General features: G+C 69.6%; 18 protein-coding genes and 2 pseudogenes. 8 read left to right on the top strand and 12 right to left on the bottom strand.

What is annotated here, in order from left to right; all coding sequences use genetic code 11:
- Positions 1-22: 22 nt before the first annotated feature.
- Positions 23-1,654, bottom strand: a complete 1,632-nt coding sequence (locus ACWGJ5_RS08165) for a protein kinase domain-containing protein (RefSeq protein WP_453308940.1) — start codon at positions 1,652-1,654, stop codon at positions 23-25.
- Positions 1,655-1,997: 343 nt separating this feature from the next.
- On the opposite strand from ACWGJ5_RS08165, the gene ACWGJ5_RS08160 reads away from it, so the two are divergent.
- Positions 1,998-3,650: a protein kinase domain-containing protein gene (locus ACWGJ5_RS08160; RefSeq protein ID WP_453308939.1), complete on the top strand. Its 1,653-nt coding sequence runs from the start codon at positions 1,998-2,000 to the stop codon at positions 3,648-3,650.
- 72 nt (positions 3,651-3,722) lie between these two features.
- Here the strand turns inward: ACWGJ5_RS08160 and ACWGJ5_RS08155 are convergent, their stop codons facing one another.
- On the bottom strand, positions 3,723-4,766 hold the full coding sequence (locus tag ACWGJ5_RS08155) for a phosphotransferase (RefSeq protein WP_453308938.1): 1,044 nt from the start codon (positions 4,764-4,766) through the stop codon (positions 3,723-3,725).
- A 514-nt stretch (positions 4,767-5,280) separates the two neighbouring features.
- Between ACWGJ5_RS08155 and pdhA the strand changes: the two genes are divergently transcribed.
- Genes pdhA through ACWGJ5_RS08140 form a run of 3 tightly spaced genes read left to right on the top strand, consistent with a single transcriptional unit; the run spans position 5,281 to position 8,900 of the window.
- Positions 5,281-6,513, top strand: coding sequence for a pyruvate dehydrogenase (acetyl-transferring) E1 component subunit alpha (gene pdhA, locus ACWGJ5_RS08150; protein WP_453308937.1), 1,233 nt, complete (start codon positions 5,281-5,283; stop codon positions 6,511-6,513).
- A gap of 1 nt (position 6,514) precedes the next feature.
- Positions 6,515-7,492, top strand: coding sequence for an alpha-ketoacid dehydrogenase subunit beta (locus tag ACWGJ5_RS08145; protein ID WP_351554393.1), 978 nt, complete (start codon positions 6,515-6,517; stop codon positions 7,490-7,492).
- A gap of 10 nt (positions 7,493-7,502) precedes the next feature.
- A complete protein-coding gene (locus ACWGJ5_RS08140; RefSeq protein ID WP_453308936.1) occupies positions 7,503-8,900 on the top strand; it encodes a dihydrolipoamide acetyltransferase family protein in 1,398 nt (465 codons plus the stop codon).
- An 86-nt stretch (positions 8,901-8,986) separates the two neighbouring features.
- Here ACWGJ5_RS08140 and ACWGJ5_RS08135 read toward each other — a convergent pair.
- From ACWGJ5_RS08135 to ACWGJ5_RS08100, 8 genes and pseudogenes are all read right to left on the bottom strand, one after another.
- Positions 8,987-9,155, bottom strand: a pseudogene (locus ACWGJ5_RS08135) (DNA-binding protein); the annotation flags it as partial.
- A gap of 179 nt (positions 9,156-9,334) precedes the next feature.
- Positions 9,335-10,015, bottom strand: coding sequence for a contact-dependent growth inhibition system immunity protein (locus ACWGJ5_RS08130; RefSeq protein WP_453308935.1), 681 nt, complete (start codon positions 10,013-10,015; stop codon positions 9,335-9,337).
- Positions 10,016-10,035: 20 nt separating this feature from the next.
- A complete protein-coding gene (locus ACWGJ5_RS08125) occupies positions 10,036-10,335 on the bottom strand; it encodes an RNase A-like domain-containing protein (RefSeq protein WP_453309168.1) in 300 nt (99 codons plus the stop codon).
- 111 nt (positions 10,336-10,446) lie between these two features.
- Positions 10,447-10,965, bottom strand: coding sequence for a hypothetical protein (locus ACWGJ5_RS08120; protein WP_453308934.1), 519 nt, complete (start codon positions 10,963-10,965; stop codon positions 10,447-10,449).
- Positions 10,966-11,077: 112 nt separating this feature from the next.
- Positions 11,078-12,835 carry an RNase A-like domain-containing protein gene (locus tag ACWGJ5_RS08115; RefSeq protein WP_453308933.1) on the bottom strand — a complete coding sequence of 586 codons (1,758 nt, stop codon included), beginning with the start codon at positions 12,833-12,835 and terminating at the stop codon, positions 11,078-11,080.
- Entirely contained in the window at positions 12,835-13,146 is a 312-nt protein-coding gene (locus ACWGJ5_RS08110) for a WXG100 family type VII secretion target (protein ID WP_453308932.1), read from the bottom strand. Before ACWGJ5_RS08110 ends, ACWGJ5_RS08115 begins: the two co-directional genes overlap by 1 nt.
- Positions 13,147-13,203: 57 nt before the next feature.
- The gene (locus ACWGJ5_RS08105) at positions 13,204-13,629 is read right to left on the bottom strand and encodes a WXG100 family type VII secretion target (RefSeq protein ID WP_453308931.1); all 426 of its coding nucleotides are present in this window, start codon (positions 13,627-13,629) and stop codon (positions 13,204-13,206) included.
- Positions 13,630-13,759: 130 nt separating this feature from the next.
- Positions 13,760-14,119 (bottom strand): annotated as a pseudogene (locus ACWGJ5_RS08100) (Type 1 glutamine amidotransferase-like domain-containing protein); the annotation flags it as partial.
- Here ACWGJ5_RS08100 and ACWGJ5_RS08095 point away from each other — a divergent pair.
- From ACWGJ5_RS08095 to ACWGJ5_RS08080, 4 genes are all read left to right on the top strand, one after another.
- Positions 14,100-14,696, top strand: coding sequence for a DUF6183 family protein (locus ACWGJ5_RS08095; protein ID WP_453308930.1), 597 nt, complete (start codon positions 14,100-14,102; stop codon positions 14,694-14,696). The pseudogene ACWGJ5_RS08100 and the gene ACWGJ5_RS08095 overlap by 20 nt on opposite strands.
- Positions 14,690-16,336 carry a murein biosynthesis integral membrane protein MurJ gene (murJ, locus tag ACWGJ5_RS08090; protein WP_453308929.1) on the top strand — a complete coding sequence of 549 codons (1,647 nt, stop codon included), beginning with the start codon at positions 14,690-14,692 and terminating at the stop codon, positions 16,334-16,336. Before ACWGJ5_RS08095 ends, murJ begins: the two co-directional genes overlap by 7 nt.
- Before the next feature lie 116 nt (positions 16,337-16,452).
- Positions 16,453-17,247 (top strand): hypothetical protein, encoded by a 795-nt coding sequence (locus ACWGJ5_RS08085; RefSeq protein ID WP_453308928.1) that lies wholly within the window; start codon positions 16,453-16,455, stop codon positions 17,245-17,247.
- 65 nt (positions 17,248-17,312) lie between these two features.
- Positions 17,313-18,221: an alpha/beta fold hydrolase gene (locus tag ACWGJ5_RS08080; protein WP_453308927.1), complete on the top strand. Its 909-nt coding sequence runs from the start codon at positions 17,313-17,315 to the stop codon at positions 18,219-18,221.
- Here ACWGJ5_RS08080 and ACWGJ5_RS08075 read toward each other — a convergent pair.
- Positions 18,218-18,673 carry a hypothetical protein gene (locus ACWGJ5_RS08075; RefSeq protein WP_453308926.1) on the bottom strand — a complete coding sequence of 152 codons (456 nt, stop codon included), beginning with the start codon at positions 18,671-18,673 and terminating at the stop codon, positions 18,218-18,220. The genes ACWGJ5_RS08080 and ACWGJ5_RS08075 overlap by 4 nt on opposite strands.
- A complete protein-coding gene (locus ACWGJ5_RS08070) occupies positions 18,670-19,239 on the bottom strand; it encodes an RNA polymerase sigma factor (RefSeq protein WP_453308925.1) in 570 nt (189 codons plus the stop codon). Before ACWGJ5_RS08070 ends, ACWGJ5_RS08075 begins: the two co-directional genes overlap by 4 nt.
- Positions 19,240-19,246 lie beyond the last annotated feature (7 nt).

The following is a 19,246-nucleotide window of genomic DNA, read 5'->3' as shown; positions in this document are numbered from 1 at the left end:
CGTCTCTCACAGACGGCCGGTGTCAGGCAGGGTTGCCCGTCGAGACCGTGAGGTCGATCGTGCCCGGGTCCTTCTTGTCGACGTCCGTGCCCTCGGCCGGGAACTGGTCCAGGACGGTGTCCTTGCCCCAGGTGTTGTCGTCCTGCGTAGTGATCTTGTACTGCCAGCCCGCGGCCTGGAAGCAGGCCTTCACGGAGTTGATGTCCTTGTACCGGAAGTCGGGCAGCATGATCTTCTTCGTATCGTCCCAGGACTCCGTCGGGTCCGTGCACTTGGTCTTGTCGATCACCCGGGTCCGGTCCGGCCCGCGGTAGCCCGCCGGGTGGGAGGCGGACGCCGAGGCGCTGGCGCCGCCGCTGCCGCCCTTGTCGTCACCGCCGCCGCTGTTCATCGTCAGCGCGACGATCAGGGCGACGACCGCGACGAGCGACACCGCGACCGAGCCGATGATCACCGGTTTGTTGCTCTTGCCGCCGGAGCCCGGAGCGGACGGCTGCGCGGCCGTCTGCGGCGAGATCGTGTACGGCGGCGGGGTCGACGCGGCCTGCGGCCCGTAGCCCATCGGAGGCGGCGTCTGGTAGCCGGCCTGCTGCGGATAGCCGTAGGCCGCGGCAGGCGTCTGCGGGGCGCCGTACGGGCCCGGCTGGTACGGCGTCTGGACCGGCCCGGGGGCCGCCTGGGCGGTCCGGTCGACCGGCGGGAACACCGCGGAGCCGACGCCCGCGCCGCTCTGTGTCGGCCCGGCGCCGGGCACGATGCTCGGCGCGGCCGCCTGGAAGGACGCGGCGACGCGCAGGCACTCGTCGCGCATGGCCTCGGCGGTCGGGAAACGCTCGTTCGGGTTCTTCTTCAGCGCGCGGGCGACCAGCGCGTCCACCGCGGGCGGCAGCGAACGGTTGATCGAGGAGGGCGCGACCGGCTCCTCCTGCACGTGCGCGTACGCGATCGCCAGCGGGGAGTCCGCGTCGAACGGGAGGCGCCCGGTGACCAGCTGGAACAGCATGATGCCGACCGAGTACAGGTCGGAACGGGCGTCCACGCCACGGCCGAGGGCCTGCTCGGGCGAGAGGTACTGCGGGGTGCCGACGACCATGCCGGTCTGTGTCATCGACGTCACACCGGACTGCATGGCCCGGGCGATGCCGAAGTCCATGACCTTGACCACGCCACGCCTGGTCACCATCACGTTGCCCGGCTTGATGTCGCGGTGGACCAGCCCCATCTCGTGGCTGATCTCCAGCGCGGCCAGCACGTCCGCGGTGACCTTCAGTGCCTTGTCGGCGGGCATGGCGCCGTACTGCCGGATGTCCTCCTCGAGGGCCGAGCCCAGCGGGCGGCCCTCGACGTACTCCATGACGATGTAGGGGGTCGTCAGACCACCGAGATCGTCCTCGCCGGTGTCGAAGACCGACACGATGTTGGTGTGCGTGAGCTTGGCCACGGCCTGGGCCTCGCGGCGAAAGCGCTCGCGGAACGCCTGTTCCCGGCCGAGTTCCGTGTGGAGCGTCTTGATCGCGACCTGGCGGTCGAGCACGGCGTCGTACGCAAGGTGCACCGAGGCCATGCCGCCCTCGCCGAGCAGGTCCCGCAGCTGGTAGCGACCACCGGCCAGTGACTGCCCCGCGTACCGGCCGTGTGCGCCGTCCTGGCTCATCTCTCCGTGTCCCCCATTGGCCGTCCGGCGCCTTCGCTCATCGCACGGGCCTTGATCGAATGTGTCATTCCCGGCCAAGTCTGCCCCAGGGCACTGACACGTCAAGCTCGGTGCCCGTTCCGTGACCGTACGCGCCAGAAGCGTCGCGCAAGCGTTACAGGGGGCGTACGACCGGCACACAGAATTTGCACGACAGCGCGTGCTACAGGTTTCATGGCCGGTCAGGCTTCGGCCGGTCCCGGTTCCGGTTCCGAACCGGTGGCTCACGCCGAGGCTGTAGCGTGGCCGACGGAGACCGTAACAACACCGCGCGCACCGCGGGCAGAAACGACGGCGAGGACTGATGGACCAGACGCAGCGCGCCCAGGGCCCGTCCGACCCCGAGGCGACTGGCGGCGGTATGTCGGATGCGCCGGAGATGTGGGGCAACGGAGGGCTCGTCGGCGACGGCCGGTACCGGCTGACGCACCGGCTCGGCCGGGGCGGCATGGCCGAGGTGTTCGCGGCCGAGGACGTCCGTCTGGGCCGTACCGTCGCGGTGAAGCTGCTGCGCGCGGACCTGGCCGAGGACCCGGTCTCCAAGGCCCGCTTCACGCGCGAGGCGCAGTCCGTCGCCGGGCTCAACCACCACGCGATCGTCGCCGTGTACGACTCCGGCGAGGACTTCGTCGGCGGCCAGTCCGTGCCGTACATCGTGATGGAGCTGGTCGAGGGCCGCACCATCCGCGATCTGCTGCTGAACGCCGAGGCGCCGGGCCCCGAGCAGGCCCTGATCATCGTCTCCGGGGTGCTGGACGCGCTCGCCTACTCGCATCAGCACGGCATCGTGCACCGCGACATCAAGCCCGCCAACGTGATCATCACGAACAGCGGTGCCGTCAAGGTGATGGACTTCGGCATCGCGCGTGCCCTGCACGGTGCGTCGACAACGATGACGCAGACCGGCATGGTCATGGGCACGCCGCAGTACCTCTCCCCGGAGCAGGCGCTCGGCAAGGCCGTGGACCACCGTTCCGACCTGTACGCGACGGGCTGCCTGCTGTACGAACTGCTCTCCCTGCGGCCCCCGTTCACCGGTGAGACCCCGCTGTCGGTGGTCTACCAGCACGTCCAGGACATCCCGACCCCGCCCTCGGAGTTCTCCGACGGCTGCCCGCCGGAGCTGGACGGCCTGGTCATGCGCTCGCTCGCCAAGGACCCGGACGACCGGTTCCAGACGGCCGAGGAGATGCGCGGCCTGGTCCAGTACGGCCTGCAGATGCTGTACGAGCAGGGCGGGCACACCGGTACCTGGCACACCGGCCCGGTGGAGGCGCACGACGGCCGGCACACCCCGGCGGGCGGCTTCACGGGGACGACCGCGATGCAGCACCCGGGCGACTTCGGCGCCGGGACCGCGCAGATCCCCCAGCCGATCCTGCCGCAGCGCTACGGAGGCGGCGACGACGGCGGCTTCGAGGGGCACGGAAACAAGGGCAGCGGCCGCGGCAAGATGTGGATCGTCGCCGTGCTCGCGGTCATCGCGATCGCGGCGGGCGTCGCATTCGCGGTCAAGCACACGGGCAACGGCACCGGCACCGGTACCGACACCAAGCCGCCGGCGACGCACTCGAAGTCGACGAAGGACCACTCGGACACCCCGACCCCGTCGGACGACACCACCGACCAGCCCACGGACACCAGCACGGACAACGGCTCGGACTCGGGTTCGGGCGGTTCCGGCTACACCCCGTCGGACCCGCAGACGTCCCAGTCGCAGACCACGGAGCCGACCGACGAGCCCACGGACCCGCAGACCTCCCCGTCGCAGTCCTCGGACACCTCGAACGGCGGCACGAACGCCGGTACGACGGACGGCGGCACGAACGCCGGTACGACGGACGGCGGCACCAACACCGGCACGACGAACGGCGGCACCAACACCGGCGTCACCAACGGCGGCACCGACGTCGGCACCACGACGGACGGCGGGACCACGGGTGACCCCACCGGTTGAAGGACACCGGCCTCGCCTCTGACGGCGTCCCCCTGAGCGGTTCCCGCCGGGGGCGCCGTGACCCGGGCGCCGTCACTCGCTGAACGCGGCGCGCACCGCGTCGTACTCGCGTGTCCACCACACCACGAGCGCCGACGCGGCCGGGAACTGGCAGTCCGCGCGCGTGTCACCGCGTTCGTAGTGCCAGCGCAGCATCCAGAAGTCGTTCAGCCGCTCCCACCACACCCGGTGCACGGCCGCCGCCAGCTCGGCGGGTCCGGCGCCGGCCGCGCGCCGGTACGCGCGCGCGTACGCGCGTACTTTCGGCAGGTCCAGTGCGCCCGCGGGGCGCACGAAGAAGATCGCCGCGGCGCGTACGGCCTCCTCGGCGCGGGGCTGCACACCCAGCCGGTCCCAGTCGACGATGGCCGCCGGGGCGTCGTCCTTGTAGAGCACGTTGAACGGGTGGAAGTCGCCGTGCACCCAGCCCACCGAGCCGCCGCGCGGCGGGCGCCGGTCCGCGTGCTGCTCCAGGAGCGCCCGGCGTTCCAGCAGCCGGTGCCGGGCCAGCTCGTCGAAGGCGTCGGCGGGGCGGTGCCGGCGCACATGGGCGAGCAGGTCGTCGATGAGGGCGAAGGTGTCGGAGGGGGCGGCGCTCTCCACGGGATGAGGGCTCGTGGCCGGCCGCGTGCGCCCCTTGGGCGGCATCACGCGCTCCAGGCAGGCGTGCACGGCGCCCAGGACCGCCCCGAGGTGTGCGCTCTCCCCGCGCGTGAGCTGTCCGCCGTGCCGGTGCCTGCCGTCGATCCAGGGGTGCAGGGCGTAGGCGTGGCCGCCGACGACGGCGACCGTACGGCCCTCGCGGTGCGCGAGCGGTACGGCGACGGGGACGCCGAGGTCGGCCAGGCGCTGGGTGGCGCGATGCCGGCGTTCGATGGCGGCCGGGTCGGCGGTGTCGGGGTCGAAATGGTGTTTGAGGAAATAGCGGCCGCGGGTGGTGCGCAGCCGGTAGCCGCGGTTCAGCAGGCCCTGGTCGACCGGCTCACAGGTGAGGGCGGAACCGGCGGCGTACAGGCGGAGCAGGGCGCCCAGAGGGGGCGCGTGGGGTACAAGGGGTGGTACACATGAGCGCGGCACGCCGCAGATGGTAGGGCACGAAAAACGGCCGTGAGCTGGGGCTTGTCACAGGCGGTCGCCGCTGATCGCTTTCGGTCACCCGGCGGGCTTTATCAAAGATTTCCGTTGCTCCCGCTCTTTTGTGCCAGCAGGCTTGAATTCTTGATCGCCTTCCCGATGCGGTGCAAACGCACGCCGTCTGTGGTTGGTGAGCCTGTCGCCCTCACAAATCAACTCTTCCCGTGACCCGGGTCAGCGGGATAACGTGCGGTTGCTCCGGCCTTTCGCAAGGCTGTGACCAGCACGCTTGCACACCTCCTCGATTTACTTGGAAATCCAAGCAAAATCGCAGGTCAGGTGGGGTTTCACAGATATGTGGAGCACTGGGTAACGTGATGGTTGCAGGGCGCTCGCCGGGGCACCTGTCACGCCTGTTCCCGGCCGAGTGGCACCCACCCCGTGCCCGGTGGTCGAAACAGGTGAGCCGCACTGGCCTACCGGCAACCCCGGGGGCCGGAACGACGGAGGAGCACACGTGACCGTGGACAGCAGTGCCGCGCGCAAGCCGCGACGCAGCGCCGCAGGCAAGGCCGGCACCACCGGCACCAAGACCGGCACGACCGGTACCAAGTCCGGAGCCACCGGAGCCAAGCGCCCCACCCGCGCCACCGCGAAGAGCGCCGAACCGGAGCTCGTACAGCTGCTGACGCCCGAGGGCAAGCGGGTCAAGAACGCCGAGTACGACGCCTACGTCGCCGGCATCACCCCCGAAGACCTGCGCGGCCTGTACCGCGACATGGTGCTCACCCGCCGCTTCGACGCCGAGGCCACCGCCCTGCAGCGCCAGGGCGAGCTGGGCCTGTGGGCCTCGCTGCTCGGCCAGGAGGCCGCGCAGATCGGCTCCGGCCGGGCGCTGCGCGACGACGACTACGTCTTCCCGACCTATCGCGAGCACGGCGTCGCCTGGTGCCGCGGGGTCGACCCGACCAACCTGCTCGGCATGTTCCGCGGCGTGAACAACGGCGGCTGGGACCCCAACGGCAACAACTTCCACCTGTACACGATCGTCATCGGCTCCCAGACGCTGCACGCCACCGGCTACGCGATGGGCGTGGCCAAGGACGGCGCCGACTCGGCCGTCATCGCCTACTTCGGTGACGGCGCGAGCAGCCAGGGTGACGTGGCCGAATCGTTCACCTTCTCCGCGGTCTACAACGCACCCGTCGTGTTCTTCTGCCAGAACAACCAGTGGGCGATCTCCGAGCCGACCGAGAAGCAGAGCCGGGTGCCGCTCTACCAGCGCGCGCAGGGCTTCGGCTTCCCGGGCGTGCGCGTGGACGGCAACGACGTGCTGGCCTGCCTCGCGGTCACCAAATGGGCCCTGGAGCGGGCCCGCAACGGCGAGGGCCCGACCCTGGTCGAGGCGTACACCTACCGCATGGGCGCCCACACCACCTCCGACGACCCCACCCGCTACCGGGGCGACGAGGAGCGGATGGCCTGGGAGGCGAAGGACCCGATCCTGCGCCTTCGCCGGTATCTGGAAGCCTCAAACCACACGGACGACGGATTCTTCGCGGAACTCGAGGCCGAGTCCGAGGCGTTGGGCAAACGAGTGCGCGAAGCGGTCCGCGCCATGCCCGACCCGGACCACTTCGCCATCTTCGAGAACGTGTACGCGGACGGGCACGCGCTCGTCGACGAGGAGCGAGCGCAGTTCGCCGCCTACCAGGCGTCGTTTGCTGACGCAAGCGAAGGGGGTCGCTGAGATGGCCGAGAAGATGGCGATGGCGAAGGCCATCAACGAATCGCTGCGCCGTGCCCTGGAGGAGGACCCCAAGGTCCTCGTCATGGGTGAGGACGTCGGCAAGCTCGGCGGTGTGTTCCGCGTGACGGACGGCCTCCAGAAGGACTTCGGCGAGAGCCGGGTCATCGACACCCCGCTGGCGGAGTCCGGCATCGTCGGCACCGCGATCGGTCTGGCGCTGCGCGGCTACCGCCCGGTGGTGGAGATCCAGTTCGACGGTTTCGTCTTCCCGGCCTACGACCAGATCGTCACCCAGCTCGCGAAGATGCACGCGCGCTCGCTGGGCAAGGTCAAGATGCCGGTCGTCGTCCGCATCCCCTACGGCGGCGGCATCGGCGCGGTCGAGCACCACTCGGAGTCCCCCGAGGCGCTGTTCGCCCACGTGGCGGGCCTGAAGATCGTGTCTCCGTCGAACGCGTCGGACGCGTACTGGATGATGCAGCAGGCCATCCAGAGCGACGACCCGGTGATCTACTTCGAGCCGAAGCGGCGCTACTGGGACAAGGCCGAGGTGGACGTCGAGGCGATCCCCGCCCCGCTGCACAAGGCCCAGGTCGTCCGCGAGGGCACCGACCTGACCCTGGCGGCGTACGGCCCGATGGTGAAGCTGTGCCAGGAGGTCGCGGCCGCCGCGGCCGAGGAGGGCAAGTCCCTGGAGGTCCTGGACCTGCGCTCGGTGTCGCCGCTGGACTTCGACGCCATCCAGGCCTCGGTGGAGAAGACCCGCCGCCTGGTCGTGGTCCACGAGGCACCGGTGTTCTTCGGCTCCGGCGGGGAGATCGCCGCCCGGATCACCGAGCGCTGCTTCTACCACCTGGAGGCACCGGTCCTGCGGGTGGGCGGATACCACGCCCCCTACCCGCCGGCCCGCCTGGAGGAGGAGTACCTGCCGGACCTGGACCGCGTGCTCGACGCCGTCGACCGCTCGCTGGCGTACTGAGGAGAGGGTCGTGACGACGATGACGGAAGCGTCCGTGCGCGAGTTCAAGATGCCGGACGTCGGCGAGGGACTCACCGAGGCCGAGATCCTCAAGTGGTACGTCCAGCCGGGTGACACGGTCACCGACGGCCAGGTGGTGTGCGAGGTCGAGACCGCCAAGGCGGCCGTCGAACTGCCCATCCCCTACGACGGCGTGGTCCGCGAACTCCGTTTCCCCGAGGGCACCACGGTCGACGTGGGCATGTCCATCATCGCGGTGGAGGTGGCCGGCGCGGCACCCGCCGAGGCTCCGGCCGAGCAGCCGCAGGCAGCTGTTGCGGAGCCCGAGCCCGAGCCGGAGGCCAAGCCGCAGGGCCGCCAGCCGGTCCTGGTCGGCTACGGCGTGTCGACGTCCTCCACCAAGCGCCGCCCCCGCAAGGGCCCCGAGGTCACGGTCCCGGCACCGGCCCAGGCGATCCAGACCGAGCTGAACGGCCACGGCCACGGCACGGTCGCCGAGAAGCCCCGCCCGCTGGCCAAGCCGCCGGTGCGCAAGCTGGCCAAGGACCTCGGCGTCGACCTCGCCACGATCACCCCGTCCGGCCCGGACGGCATCATCACCCGCGACGACGTTCACGCGGCGGCCACGCCGAAGCCCGCGGAGCCGGCGCCGGCCCCGGCCGCCGCGGCTGCGGTGACCCCGGCACCGGTCGCGTCCTACGACGGCATGCGCGAAACCCGCATCCCGGTCAAGGGCGTCCGCAAGGCCACGGCGGCGGCGATGGTCGGCTCGGCGTTCACCGCGCCGCACGTCACGGAGTTCGTGACGGTCGACGTGACCCGCACGATGAAGCTGGTCGAGGAGCTGAAGCAGGACAAGGAGATGCAGGGCCTGCGGGTCAACCCGCTGCTGCTGATCGCCAAGGCCCTGCTGGTCGCCATCAAGCGCAACCCGGAGATCAACGCGTCCTGGGACGAGGCCAACCAGGAGATCGTGCAGAAGCACTACGTCAACCTGGGCATCGCGGCGGCCACCCCGCGCGGCCTGATCGTGCCCAACATCAAGGACGCGCACGACAAGACGCTCCCGCAGCTGGCCGCCGCGCTGGGCGACCTGGTCTCCACGGCCCGCGAGGGCAAGACGTCCCCGGCGGCCATGCAGGGCGGCACGGTGACGATCACCAACGTCGGCGTCTTCGGCGTCGACACCGGCACGCCGATCCTCAACCCCGGCGAGTCGGCGATCCTCGCGGTCGGCGCGATCAAGCTCCAGCCGTGGGTCCACAAGGGCAAGGTCAAGCCGCGTCAGGTGACGACCCTGGCGTTGAGCTTCGACCACCGCCTGGTGGACGGCGAGCTGGGCTCCAAGGTGCTGGCGGACGTGGCGGCGATTCTGGAGGAGCCGAAGAGGCTGATCACCTGGGCGTGACGGCTCCGGGTGGGTAGCGTGGGAAAGCCTGAGGGGACGGCCGCAAATTCGTCTTGCGGCCGCCCCCCTCTGCTCTTGGGGGTTGTTCAGGGCTGGTTCAGCACGTACACCGGCGCCCCGTCCTCGGAAGCGGATGCAGGCGTGCTTCCGCAGCAGCCGCAGGCATTCGTTGACGCGGTGCACCGAGAGGCCCGTACGAGCTGCGATCGATTCGAGTGGCTCGCGCAGCTCGCCCTTCTCCACGAGAACGGGCAGGCGAATGCCGTCGTCCGTGGTGGCATCCTGCATGGTGCTCAGCGAGACGTCTTCCGAGGCCCCAAGAGGTCTGTTGCTATGCGGAGCTCCATGGCGATTTCCTGCAGCGGACGGCCGGCGCCTCGCCGTTCTGGCCGTCACGGACACGGACTGACACGGTCGGCCGCCCCTGGGCTTCCTCAGGTAGACGGACCGGTTTCGGTCGGGGGTGCGGCAAGCTGCTCGGCGACCCGCGCCAGCCAGCCGCTCGGCGAGTACGGCGCAGGTGGGTCGACTTCCATGCCCAGTTCGGCGACGGCGAGTGCGTAGTCGCTCTCGTCCAGATCCAGGGCGAGCAGCTCATGGAGCTCTCCGATGAGACGGGCCACGAGCTGGGGGTCGGTGGAGGCGTGGTAGTCGTCGACGGCTGCGTCGTGATCGTCGAACTCGTCCGGCATGTCCTGGGAGAACCAGCCGCCGAGGAACTGGCCGAGTTCGGGGAAGCGGGCGTGCCATTCCCAGTGGGTGACGGGGGATGCCGGTGGCGGTACTTCTCCGGTCTCGATGCTGTGCTTGATGTGGTCCGCGAGGCAGTACAGCCACTGCTGGATGTCAGTCTCGGGCGGGCCGACGTCGGGGATGGCGTAGAACTCGCCGAGGCGCAGCCTGAGCCGTCCCGGCGGGTTGTCGGCGTAGTCCCGCAGTTGCCGTTCCGCGATGGCCAGGGCCCAGGGGCGGCTGTGCCAGGTGTGGCGGAGGTAAGCGTTCAGGGCCGGGCTGGGCTTGTCGGGGGTGTCGTCGGCCGACTGCCCGAGGTAGGCGCGCATGACCTGGTCGAGTTCGCCGTAGCGACGGTCGTGTTCGAGGGGGCTCAGGGGCACGGTGGTCAGCCTCTACGGGTCTACAGGTAGATCGGGAAAGTGGCGTGGACGGCGAAGCCGTGCGGGCGGGACGGGTCCCGTTTGAGAATTACTCTGGCCGCGTGCACGTCGACCGGCTCACGGCCGGCCAGCATCATCGCCTGCAACAGAACCCGGCCGACGGGCTCGGAACGTGACGGCCAGGCGGCCTCGATGGTCAGGCGGGGGCGGGTGGACCGGGCGAGCCAGCGATGGATGAGCTGCTCGTTGGCGGTGACAACCTGTTGGGTGGCCCATTGGGCCGTTTCACGATCGGGATACGTAGCGCTGCGGGTGAGCACCAGGGCCGGCGTTTCCGAGGGGACGACGGTACTTTCGTTCACGTCACCGGTGTTGTTCATGGAGTCCGTCCGGATGGCTCAGGGGAATTTCGATTGCTTCGACGACCGCTTTCATGTGGCATCGAAGGACCAGAAAATGCCTACTTCGGCGTCGGACACCGCCATGAGGCCGACGTCGCGATCGTGCACGCTGAACGGGTCGCATCCCGTGATGGGAAGGTAGAAGTCCGGGGCATCACCGGACCGGTGCCCGGTGTTGGCATAGAAGGCGGACGATTTCTCCGGGAAGCGGGCCAGAAGGACGGCTGCCTTGGCCTCCAGGCCGGCGCGTTCGGTGTCGAAGTCGCGTTCTGAGGTGACGTCCAACCAGTTCGTCGACAGTGCGACCAACAAGCGGTGTGCTGAGGAACGAGGAATGCGCCGAAGCCTGGACGACCAGCCGGTCCCTGGAGGCGCGAAGGGCGCCAGCCAGTCCGGGCGCCACTCCTCGTCGCTCTCCGAGTAGAACTCCAGCGATCGCCAGGAACGGGGATCCGAGACCTCTTTGTTCAGCAACGCGAGGGCATCCAGGGACCAGTCCTCGTGCGCGCGTGGTCCCACCACGACGATCGAGTACCGCCGCTCGTACATGGTCAGGGCATCTGCCCAGGCCGAGGCATCAGGCGATGTCATTGGCACGTCCAGACGGATGATCGATGGGCAACGGGGGCGTCACGAGCGGATCTCCAGCTTATGCTTCCGGTCACTTCGGCATGGAGGTGACGACGACGAAGGGGGGATTCAAACCGTCGACGTATTTGAGGCGGACCTGCACGCCATAGGCATCTGTGACCGGGCTCGGCTGCCCGTTGTGCACCACGGACGTACGCCCGGTCACCGGCATGACGGCCGGCGGCCTGTGCGGGGCGGGCCCCACCGAGGACACCGAGAAGATCTCGCTGGGCGGTTGGGGCGGTCTGCCGGTGGCCAGCCAGGAGTCGATGTCCGCGGTTTTCTCCCGGATGCAGTACTGGGTGTACTTCTGGGCGGATGGCAGGTCCGTGAAACTGGAGGCTGCGGGGATGGTGGGCGTGCCGCTGCTGTTTGCTTGGTCCCTCAGACGTTGGAGCAGTTGAGCGTCCGTCTTGCCGACATGTTTGTCGATGGTGTGACCGCCGTAGAGGTTCTCCTCCATGGCGAGGTCGAGGGTGTATTTGTAGGGGAACGGGTTTTCCCCGTTGATGAGCTTGTGCTCCTGTTTGAATTCGTTGAGTGAGCGCCCGCCGAACGCTTCGGCCCTGGCTTCCTCTGCGATGAAGGTCGGCGCGCTTCTGAGGGCTTCGTCCAGCTCCCATTCCAGGGCGAGCAGCGTGGTGGCGGCTTCGTGGAACTTCTGCTGATAGATGTCCACCGCTTTGTCCGCTGCTGCTCGGTCCATGTGCTGCCGGAAGGTCCAGACCAGCTTGCCGAACATTGCAGTGCCTGCGAGCTCGAGCAACTCCACGGCATCCAGCCCCGTTGTCAGATCCTCCACCATGCCTTGGGCCGCCTTCTTGGCCAGATTGGTGGTGGTCTCGCGGCAGGTATGTGCGGCCTCGGCCAGTTCGGTACAGGTCTTGTGCAGGGTGTCAGCGGTGTGTTGCAGCACCTCCAGGATCGGCCGGCGCTGCGAGGGCGCCACGTTTCCCGATGTCTTCCAGCTGCGGGCACCCTGATGCGGCTGGGCTATCTGGCCCTGCGCGTTCCGACTCCGGCCCCAAGCGGTGGTCCCCCAGATCGACTGGCAGAACGACTTCATCGCGCTTTGCCACTCGTTGTTTCCTTGGGGATCCGTTATGTATTCGATGGCGGACGTGAAATTGTCCCCGGCCTTCAGTGCGGTCTTTCCGGCCTCTTCCCACGCGGTGGCCATACCTTTGAGGTCGCCCTCGTCGGCGCCAGGGGTGATCTCGTGGGTCTTGCCCAGATTCAGCCCGTACTCGATGGCTGGACGGATGACGTCCGCGAGGAAGTCCGGGATCTCGCCAAGGGCTCCGGAAATCGCCCACGAGTCGGCGTCCTGGCCGGTCCCGGACCATTTGATGTCGTTGATTTTCCCGTAATCAGGTGCTTTTTCCATGACGGCGGGCGGAGTGTGGCGAGGTGGAGGCCCGTACATGCCGCGTGCGGCCCAGTCCGCGGACTGGTAGTTGTTGGCAGTCATGGTCAGGCCGACCGCGACGCCGCCGACGCTCACCACGCTGGCTGACCAGACCTCGATGAACTTCCCGGCGATCTTCATATAGGCCTTGGCGAAAGCATCGGGACCCGATCCGGTCCCCGCCGACTGGCTGTACTGATTGAGCGCGTTCACCAATGTCGTCGCGCCCTTGTCGTAATCGAACTGCCCGTCGCGCACCACGGCCGACGTGTAGTAGAGGTGCTGCGGCATCAGATCGAATCCGCCGCCGGAGTCTGGGGCCGCCGTTTTGAGCTGGTCTCGTTCCTGCTGGCGTTGGGCATCACTCGGACGGCTTGCCATCAGGCCGCCCCCCAGCCGCGCAGCACCGCCTTGTGAGCGGCGGCGTAGTTGGCGTGACCGGTGGTCACGTACCCGTGCAGCCACTTCTGCGCTGCTTGGAGGTCCTGAGCGGATCCGTCCCATTCGTCGAGCTTCTGCACGAAGATCTCGCGGGTCTCGCCCTTCCAGGAGAGGACGACCGGTTCGACGCGGTCATAAAGGTCGTCAAGTTTGCTGTTGAGTTGTTTGAGGATGTCCTCCAGTTCAACTGCGAGTTCGTGGAGTGTGGAGAATGAGACGGCTATGTGGTCGCCGTCCGCACCGGTCGACATGACTCCCCCTTGGCCTCGGTAACGGCGTTGCTGAATGAGCAGGTTGCGGTCCGGCCGTCAATAGCGGTCCAGGCTGCTGCGCGGCTGTGCCGCTGTGTCGTCGGCTCCGGTGTTCGGCGTGGAGAGCTTGTCGACCTCGCTGTCGACGTCCACGTGGATCCGCCGCATCTGCTCGAGCACGTGCATGTCATCGGAGCTGAAACCGTCGCGGCTCAGCCGCACGGCCTCCTCCAGCTGCTTCATCACTTCCCGGATGCGTACGGCGTCCTTGGCCGCCGCGCGGTGGAACTCCCGGTACGCAGTCGCCGCCGGGCCTCGCCAACCGGCCTCGATACGGTCGACGAGCTCGTCCATGCGCCGGACCTGCTTGTCGAGGTGGTCCTGCATCTCGTCGAGGTCGTTCGTGAGTTTGGTCAGGTCCTGAGACGACACCCGAAGGTCGGCGTTGCCGCCTTGCGCTGAACGTGCTCCTTGACCGCCCATGCTGTGTCCCCCCGGCCCGCATCATGTGAGTCCTGGCGTCGAGCCAATCCTACGCAAAGATACTGGCAAGAATGAGGGCGGCCCTGGTCAGTTGACCGGGTAATCAGAGATGCGACAGCCGCGAGCAGTATCACAGTGCTCCGTCGAGAAGCCGGCAGGGCAACGCACGCTCCTCGGCCGTTGCGCCCATGTTCGGTTCCACCCGGAACAAGCCTGCTCGCTGCTTATGTGTCTCCGCTTCTGTCAGGGCACCGTCCGTGAAAAGGGCGCCGACACCGTCCTCCAGCGCCCAGCCGGCGGGGAGCGCGCCGGTTGCGACGGCTGCTCGGTAGGAGGGACAGCGGCCCGGTTCGCTGTCGCAGTACGGGCAGGCCGACCCTGGCAGCAGGCCCAGTCCGTCCCGGAGAAAGGTGAGCCGGCCGTAGGAGTCGTTGTGGGAGTCCTCGGCCCAGCAGTTGGCGCCGACGCTGATGCCGCAGAGCAGTGTGCCGGGCGCCCTGGAAGGCGTCTGGTCGACACTGTTCACGACCGCGTCGATGGGCGGGACGTACCACCCGGGTGTCCATGGAGCCTACGGCCGGCTGGCCGCGTGGAGCGCTGTCGGGGGCCTGTGCGGTGCCGAGCACTCCGCCGGCGCCCATGCGGTCGAACACCGGGCGCGGCGCTGTAGCTGGTACCGCTTCCAGGCCGACTCGGAGTGGTTCCACAAACGAGATCTACGATCATGGCATCGCCGCGCTCAGCCCCCGTCGCCTCGCCGTTCTCGCCGCGACGGACACGGACTGACGGAACCCTCCGTCACACCCGACTCCAACTCCGCCCACACCGTCGTTCCCACGGCCAGTTCCTCGACGGCCCAACGCTCGGCGAGCGCCGGGACGATGAGGAGACCCCGGCCGAACTGTTCGTCCTCCCTCGCGAGACGCGCTTCCGGCACGCGTTTCGCCCCCCGGGTCCGTCACGGCGACGCCGCTGCTCACCCTGAGCCCCGCCGCACGGGACCGTTTCGCCGGTCACCTCGCTCGCAGCCGCTGATCGTCAACTGCCGTAGATTTACCGCATGGTGACGGGGGAGAAGACCACCGCTCGGCATGCGAAACCCAAGGCGGAGGCGGGGGCCGGGCGGGCCTCGGTGCTCATGGCCGCCGGTACCGTCGTATCGCGGGCCGGCGGGCTGGTCCGGCAGGTGCTGCAAGGGGCCGCGCTCGGGACAGGGCTGCTCGCGACCACGTACAACACCGCCAACACCGTGCCGACCAGCCTGTACACCCTGCTGATCGGCGGCGCGCTGAACGCCGTGCTGGTGCCGCAGCTGGTGCGGGCCCGGGCCACGCATGCCGACGGTGGGCGGGCCTACGAGCAGCGGCTCGTGACCCTCGTCGTCAGCGTGCTGGCCGTCGGGACCCTGGTCGCCGTGTGGGCGGCGCCGGAGATCGCGAGCCTGTACATACGGGACACGCCCAAGGAACACGATGCGTTCCGGCTGACCGTCGTCTTCGCACGGTTCCTGCTTCCGCAGATCTTCTTCTACGGGCTTTTCGCCATCTACGGCCAAGTGCTCAACGCCCGCGAGAGGTTCGGGGCCATGATGTGGACGCCCGTGCTGAACAACGTCGTCCTCGTGGCGATGTTCGGCGTCTACCTCGGGATGATGACCGTCCCGCACTCGGTCGCCGACGTCACCGCCACCCAGGTCCACTGGCTCGGTGTCGGTACGACCCTCGGGATCGCCGTACAGGCGCTCGCGCTCATCCCCTTCGCCCGCGCCGCAGGCTTCCGCTTCCGGCCCCGCTTCGACTGGCGCGGAGCAGGACTCGGCTCCGGGATCCACGCGGCCAAGTGGACGCTGCTGTTCGTGCTGACCAACCTGGTCGGGCTCACCGTCGTCACCAACTACGCCGGCGCCGCCGACACGGAGCTTCCCGGGGCGGGCGTCGGGTACACCGCCTACAGCTACGCGCAGACCATCTGGATGCTGCCCCAGTCCATCGTCACCGTCTCGCTCGTCACCGCTCTGCTGCCCCGGATGAGCAAGGCGGCGGCCGAGGGGCGGACCGGTGATCTGCGCGCCGACCTGTCCCGGGCGCTGCGGGCCAGTGGTGTCGTGATCGTCCCGGCCGCCTTCCTCTTCACCGCGCTCGGGCCGGACATCGCCGTCCTCCTCTTCGCCCACGGCGCCGCCGACCCCGCCACGGCCCAGCCCCTCGGGCACATGCTCCAGGCCTTCGGTCTCGGGCTGATCCCGTTCTCCGCGCAGTACCTGCTGCTGCGTGGCTTCTACGCCTTCGAGGACACCCGTACGCCGTTCTTCATGGCCGTGTGGATCGGGGTCGTCAACATCGCGCTCGCCACCGCCTGCCATCTGCTGCTGCCCGCCCGGTGGGCGGTCACCGGTATGGCCGGCGCCTACACCGTCTCCTACTTCGCCGGACTCCTCCTCACCGTCCGTCTGCTGGCCCGTCGTACCGGCGGCCGGCTGGACGACGGCGCCCTGCGCGGCACCTATGCCAAGCTGCTGTGCGCCGGAGGCGTCGCGGCGGTGGCGGGCTGGGCCGCGGCGCGGGGCTGCGCCGGGGTGGTCGGGCACGGCACGGCGGGGACGGCTCTGACGACCGTCGCCGGTTCGCTCGCACTCGGTCTCGTCTATCTGGTGGTGGGCAAAGCGCTGAAGATCGGCGAGCTTCGGCGGCTTCCCGGATTCCGGTGACATCGGGCGCATCAGGTCCCGGACGACTGACCCTGACGCCGTATCAGGGACGGATCGGGGTGCTGTCGGGGACGTCACGGATGGTGAGGGAGTGGCCACGGCGGCACGCTGGTGACATGACGAAATCCGCTGTTCCTGGGCTCAGTTCGCTTTCCGTCCGGCGTGTCGCCGCCGTCGCGGGCGCCGCCGTCCTCGCCGGTACGGCGGCGGTGTGCGCGCCCGGTGTGGCCTACTCCGCGCCACGCGTCGCCGCGGCGACCGCGGCCGATTTCGGTGACTGTCCGCCCCTGCCCGACGGCGTCGACCCGACCCGATGGCGATGCGAAGTGCACACCGCCGCCCCGCGGTTGACCCTCGGCAAGGTCACGGTGAACCTCGCCCCGATCACCATGACGCACGCCGAAGGCCCGATGCCGGACGGCAGCAAGGGCCAGGTGTGGGGTGCGATGCACAGCTCCGCCACCGCCATACCGGGCGGACTGACCGGCACGCCGGCGGGCGATCGCGCGGCCGTCCTGGGACTGGCGACACAGCCGGAGTACGGCGGCCGGTCCGACTTCTACACCGGGCAGTTCAGCCTGCGCTTCCGGCTCATCGGCCCGCTGGTACCGCACGGCTGCACGATCGGCGCGGGCGAGCCGGTCGACTTCCAGCTGAAGCGCTCCGGTCCTTCCAAGTGGGTCTCCCAGGACCCACCGGTGATCGAGTTCTCGGCGTACGACGACACCTTCACCGCCCCGGCCGCCGAAGACTGCGGACCCCTGACCGGACCCCTCAACCGTCGCCTCGGCCTGCCGGCGGCCGAAGGCAACCTGCTGTCCTACGACGCCTCGTACACGTTCAAGACCTACGACCAGCTCCCCACGGGGGACCACGTCAAGGAACAGAAGGGAGGGAACCTTTCGCGCTGACGCCGACTCCTGACCCGGCGACGCGGGCCCGACCGGGGGACCGCACCGGCCCGAGAGGGGTCAGCATGGCACCGCACACCGACCGTCCAGACCGTCCGCTGCCGAAGGACGAGCGTGCCGAGCACCGCATGCTGGACGTGCGCTCCACCAGGCTGCATCTCGCCGAGTACGGCGGCACCGGCACCCCGCTGCTGATGCTGCACGGCTTCCCGCAGCACTGGTACGCCTGGCACAAGGTCGCCGGGCAGCTGTCCGACGGATACCGGCTGCTCTGCCCGGACCTGCGCGGCTTCGGCTGGTCGCCGATCACGCGGCGCGGCTACGACATGGACAGCCTGGCCGAGGACGCCCTCGCGCTGCTCGACACGCTCGGGCTGGAGCGGGTCGGGCTGGTCGGGCACGACTGGGGAGCGCATCTCGGGTTCCGGCTGTGCCTGAGGGCGCCGGAGCGGTTCACCGGCTACCTCGCGCTCAACATGACCCATCCCTGGCCCCGGCACCGCGCGGTCCTGCCCAACCTGTGGCGGCTGTGGTACACCGCGTTCGTCGAGTACCCGGTGCTCGGGCGGGCCGTGCTGCGGCACTGGCCCGGCTTCACCCGCCTCCTGCTGCGCCACCAGGTCGCCGACCCGGCGGCCGCGTGGACGCAGGCGGAGATCGCCGAGTACGCCGCCGCCACCGCGCAGAGTGCCCCCGCCGTCCAGTCCCTGTTCTGGCAGTACGTCCTGCACGACATCCCCGCGCTGGTACGGGGCACCGCGCGGCGGCAGCGGCTGACCGTGCCGACGCTGCTGCTCGGCGGGGAGCGGGACAACGTGGTCGTGCCGTCGATGCTGGCGGGCGCGGAGCGGTACGCCGACGAGCTGCGCGTGCGGCTGGTGCCGGCGGCCGGGCACCATCTGCCACAGGAGCGGCCGGAGGAGGTGGCCGAGGCGATCCGCGAACTGTTCGCCCCCTTCGCAGAGGAGGTCTAGCGCAGCGCTGCCCGCTCGGCGACCCGGTCGACGAACGCCCGTCCGCGCCGCTCGCCGAGCAGGCGGCCGTAGAGCCACTGGGCGGGGCGCAGGGCGGCGGGGCGGGTCGCACCGAGTACGGCGAAGCGGGTGCCGCCGGCCTCGGGGGCGGCCGCCATGCCGCCGACGATCAGCCGGGACTGCATCAGACACCAGCCGGGGGAGAGCCGTACCTCGAAGGACTCCGTGAGGCCCGAACGGCCCACCGCCAGCGCCCGTTTCCGCTCGGCGTCGCCGGGCGGCACGCGGAACTCGCGGAGGAACGGCACGAGACGGGGCAGTTCCGCCTCCAGGTCTGCGGCCACCGCCCACACCCTCTCGTAGGGCAGCGCCAGATGCTCCTCGGCGTAGAGACCGGCGTGCAGCCCCGCGGCCAGCACGCGCAGCCGCAGCACCGGATCGGAGGAACTCATCGTGACCACGCCTTCCGAAAGGAGGAACGGGCCCGGCTCAGCCGGGACTTGACGGTGCCCTGCGGTACGCCGAGCAGGGCGGCGACGGTGGCCTCGTCCAGGCCCTCCAGCTCGCGCAGGACCAGCACCGCGCGGTGCCGTACCGGCAGCCGGGCCAGTGCGTCCCGCACGTCGGCCGACAGCTCACCGTCGGCGTGCGTGCGCAGTCCGCCGAGGCGGGCCAGGTCGGCGGGGTCGGCCGGTTCCTCGGCGGAGGTGCGGCGGGCGACCCGGACCGCCTCGCGGACCGTGGCCGTACGGACCCAGCCGTAGAAGGCCTGTGGGTCGCGGAGTGTGCGCAGGCCCTTGAAGACGGCCAGCAGCGACTCCTGTACGGCGTCGGCCGTGTCGTTCGGGGCGATCGGGCGGCAGAGCCGGGTCACGTACGGGGTGACCAGCGTGAGCAGTTCATCCATGGCCAGGGCGTCCCCGTCCTGTGCGGACCGGACCAGTGCGGCGGCCGTGTCCCAGGGTGCCGCCCGGCCGTCGTACTCCCCCGGGACGCCCTGGGGGTTCTGGATGCCCATGGCCTGC

This window comes from Streptomyces sp. NPDC054783, assembly GCF_053611725.1.
The sequence above is the reverse complement of the archived record's forward strand: the minus strand, read 5'-3'. Positions and strand labels throughout refer to the sequence as shown.

Excerpts from the sequence above, each read along its gene's own strand:
- ACWGJ5_RS08095 (WP_453308930.1), top strand. The coding sequence starts at position 14,100 with ATGCCGCAGAGCAGTGTGCCGGGCGCCCTGGAAGGCGTCTGGTCGACA.
- ACWGJ5_RS08110 (WP_453308932.1), bottom strand. The coding sequence starts at position 13,146 with ATGTCGACCGGTGCGGACGGCGACCACATAGCCGTCTCATTCTCCACA.
- ACWGJ5_RS08115 (WP_453308933.1), bottom strand. The coding sequence starts at position 12,835 with ATGGCAAGCCGTCCGAGTGATGCCCAACGCCAGCAGGAACGAGACCAG.
- ACWGJ5_RS08080 (WP_453308927.1), top strand. The coding sequence starts at position 17,313 with ATGGCACCGCACACCGACCGTCCAGACCGTCCGCTGCCGAAGGACGAG.
- ACWGJ5_RS08165 (WP_453308940.1), bottom strand. The coding sequence starts at position 1,654 with ATGAGCCAGGACGGCGCACACGGCCGGTACGCGGGGCAGTCACTGGCC.
- ACWGJ5_RS08145 (WP_351554393.1), top strand. The coding sequence starts at position 6,515 with ATGGCCGAGAAGATGGCGATGGCGAAGGCCATCAACGAATCGCTGCGC.
- ACWGJ5_RS08085 (WP_453308928.1), top strand. The coding sequence starts at position 16,453 with ATGACGAAATCCGCTGTTCCTGGGCTCAGTTCGCTTTCCGTCCGGCGT.
- ACWGJ5_RS08105 (WP_453308931.1), bottom strand. The coding sequence starts at position 13,629 with ATGGGCGGTCAAGGAGCACGTTCAGCGCAAGGCGGCAACGCCGACCTT.
- ACWGJ5_RS08160 (WP_453308939.1), top strand. The coding sequence starts at position 1,998 with ATGGACCAGACGCAGCGCGCCCAGGGCCCGTCCGACCCCGAGGCGACT.
- ACWGJ5_RS08075 (WP_453308926.1), bottom strand. The coding sequence starts at position 18,673 with ATGAGTTCCTCCGATCCGGTGCTGCGGCTGCGCGTGCTGGCCGCGGGG.
- murJ (WP_453308929.1), top strand. The coding sequence starts at position 14,690 with ATGGTGACGGGGGAGAAGACCACCGCTCGGCATGCGAAACCCAAGGCG.
- ACWGJ5_RS08070 (WP_453308925.1), bottom strand. The coding sequence starts at position 19,239 with ATGGGCATCCAGAACCCCCAGGGCGTCCCGGGGGAGTACGACGGCCGG.
- ACWGJ5_RS08120 (WP_453308934.1), bottom strand. The coding sequence starts at position 10,965 with ATGTACGAGCGGCGGTACTCGATCGTCGTGGTGGGACCACGCGCGCAC.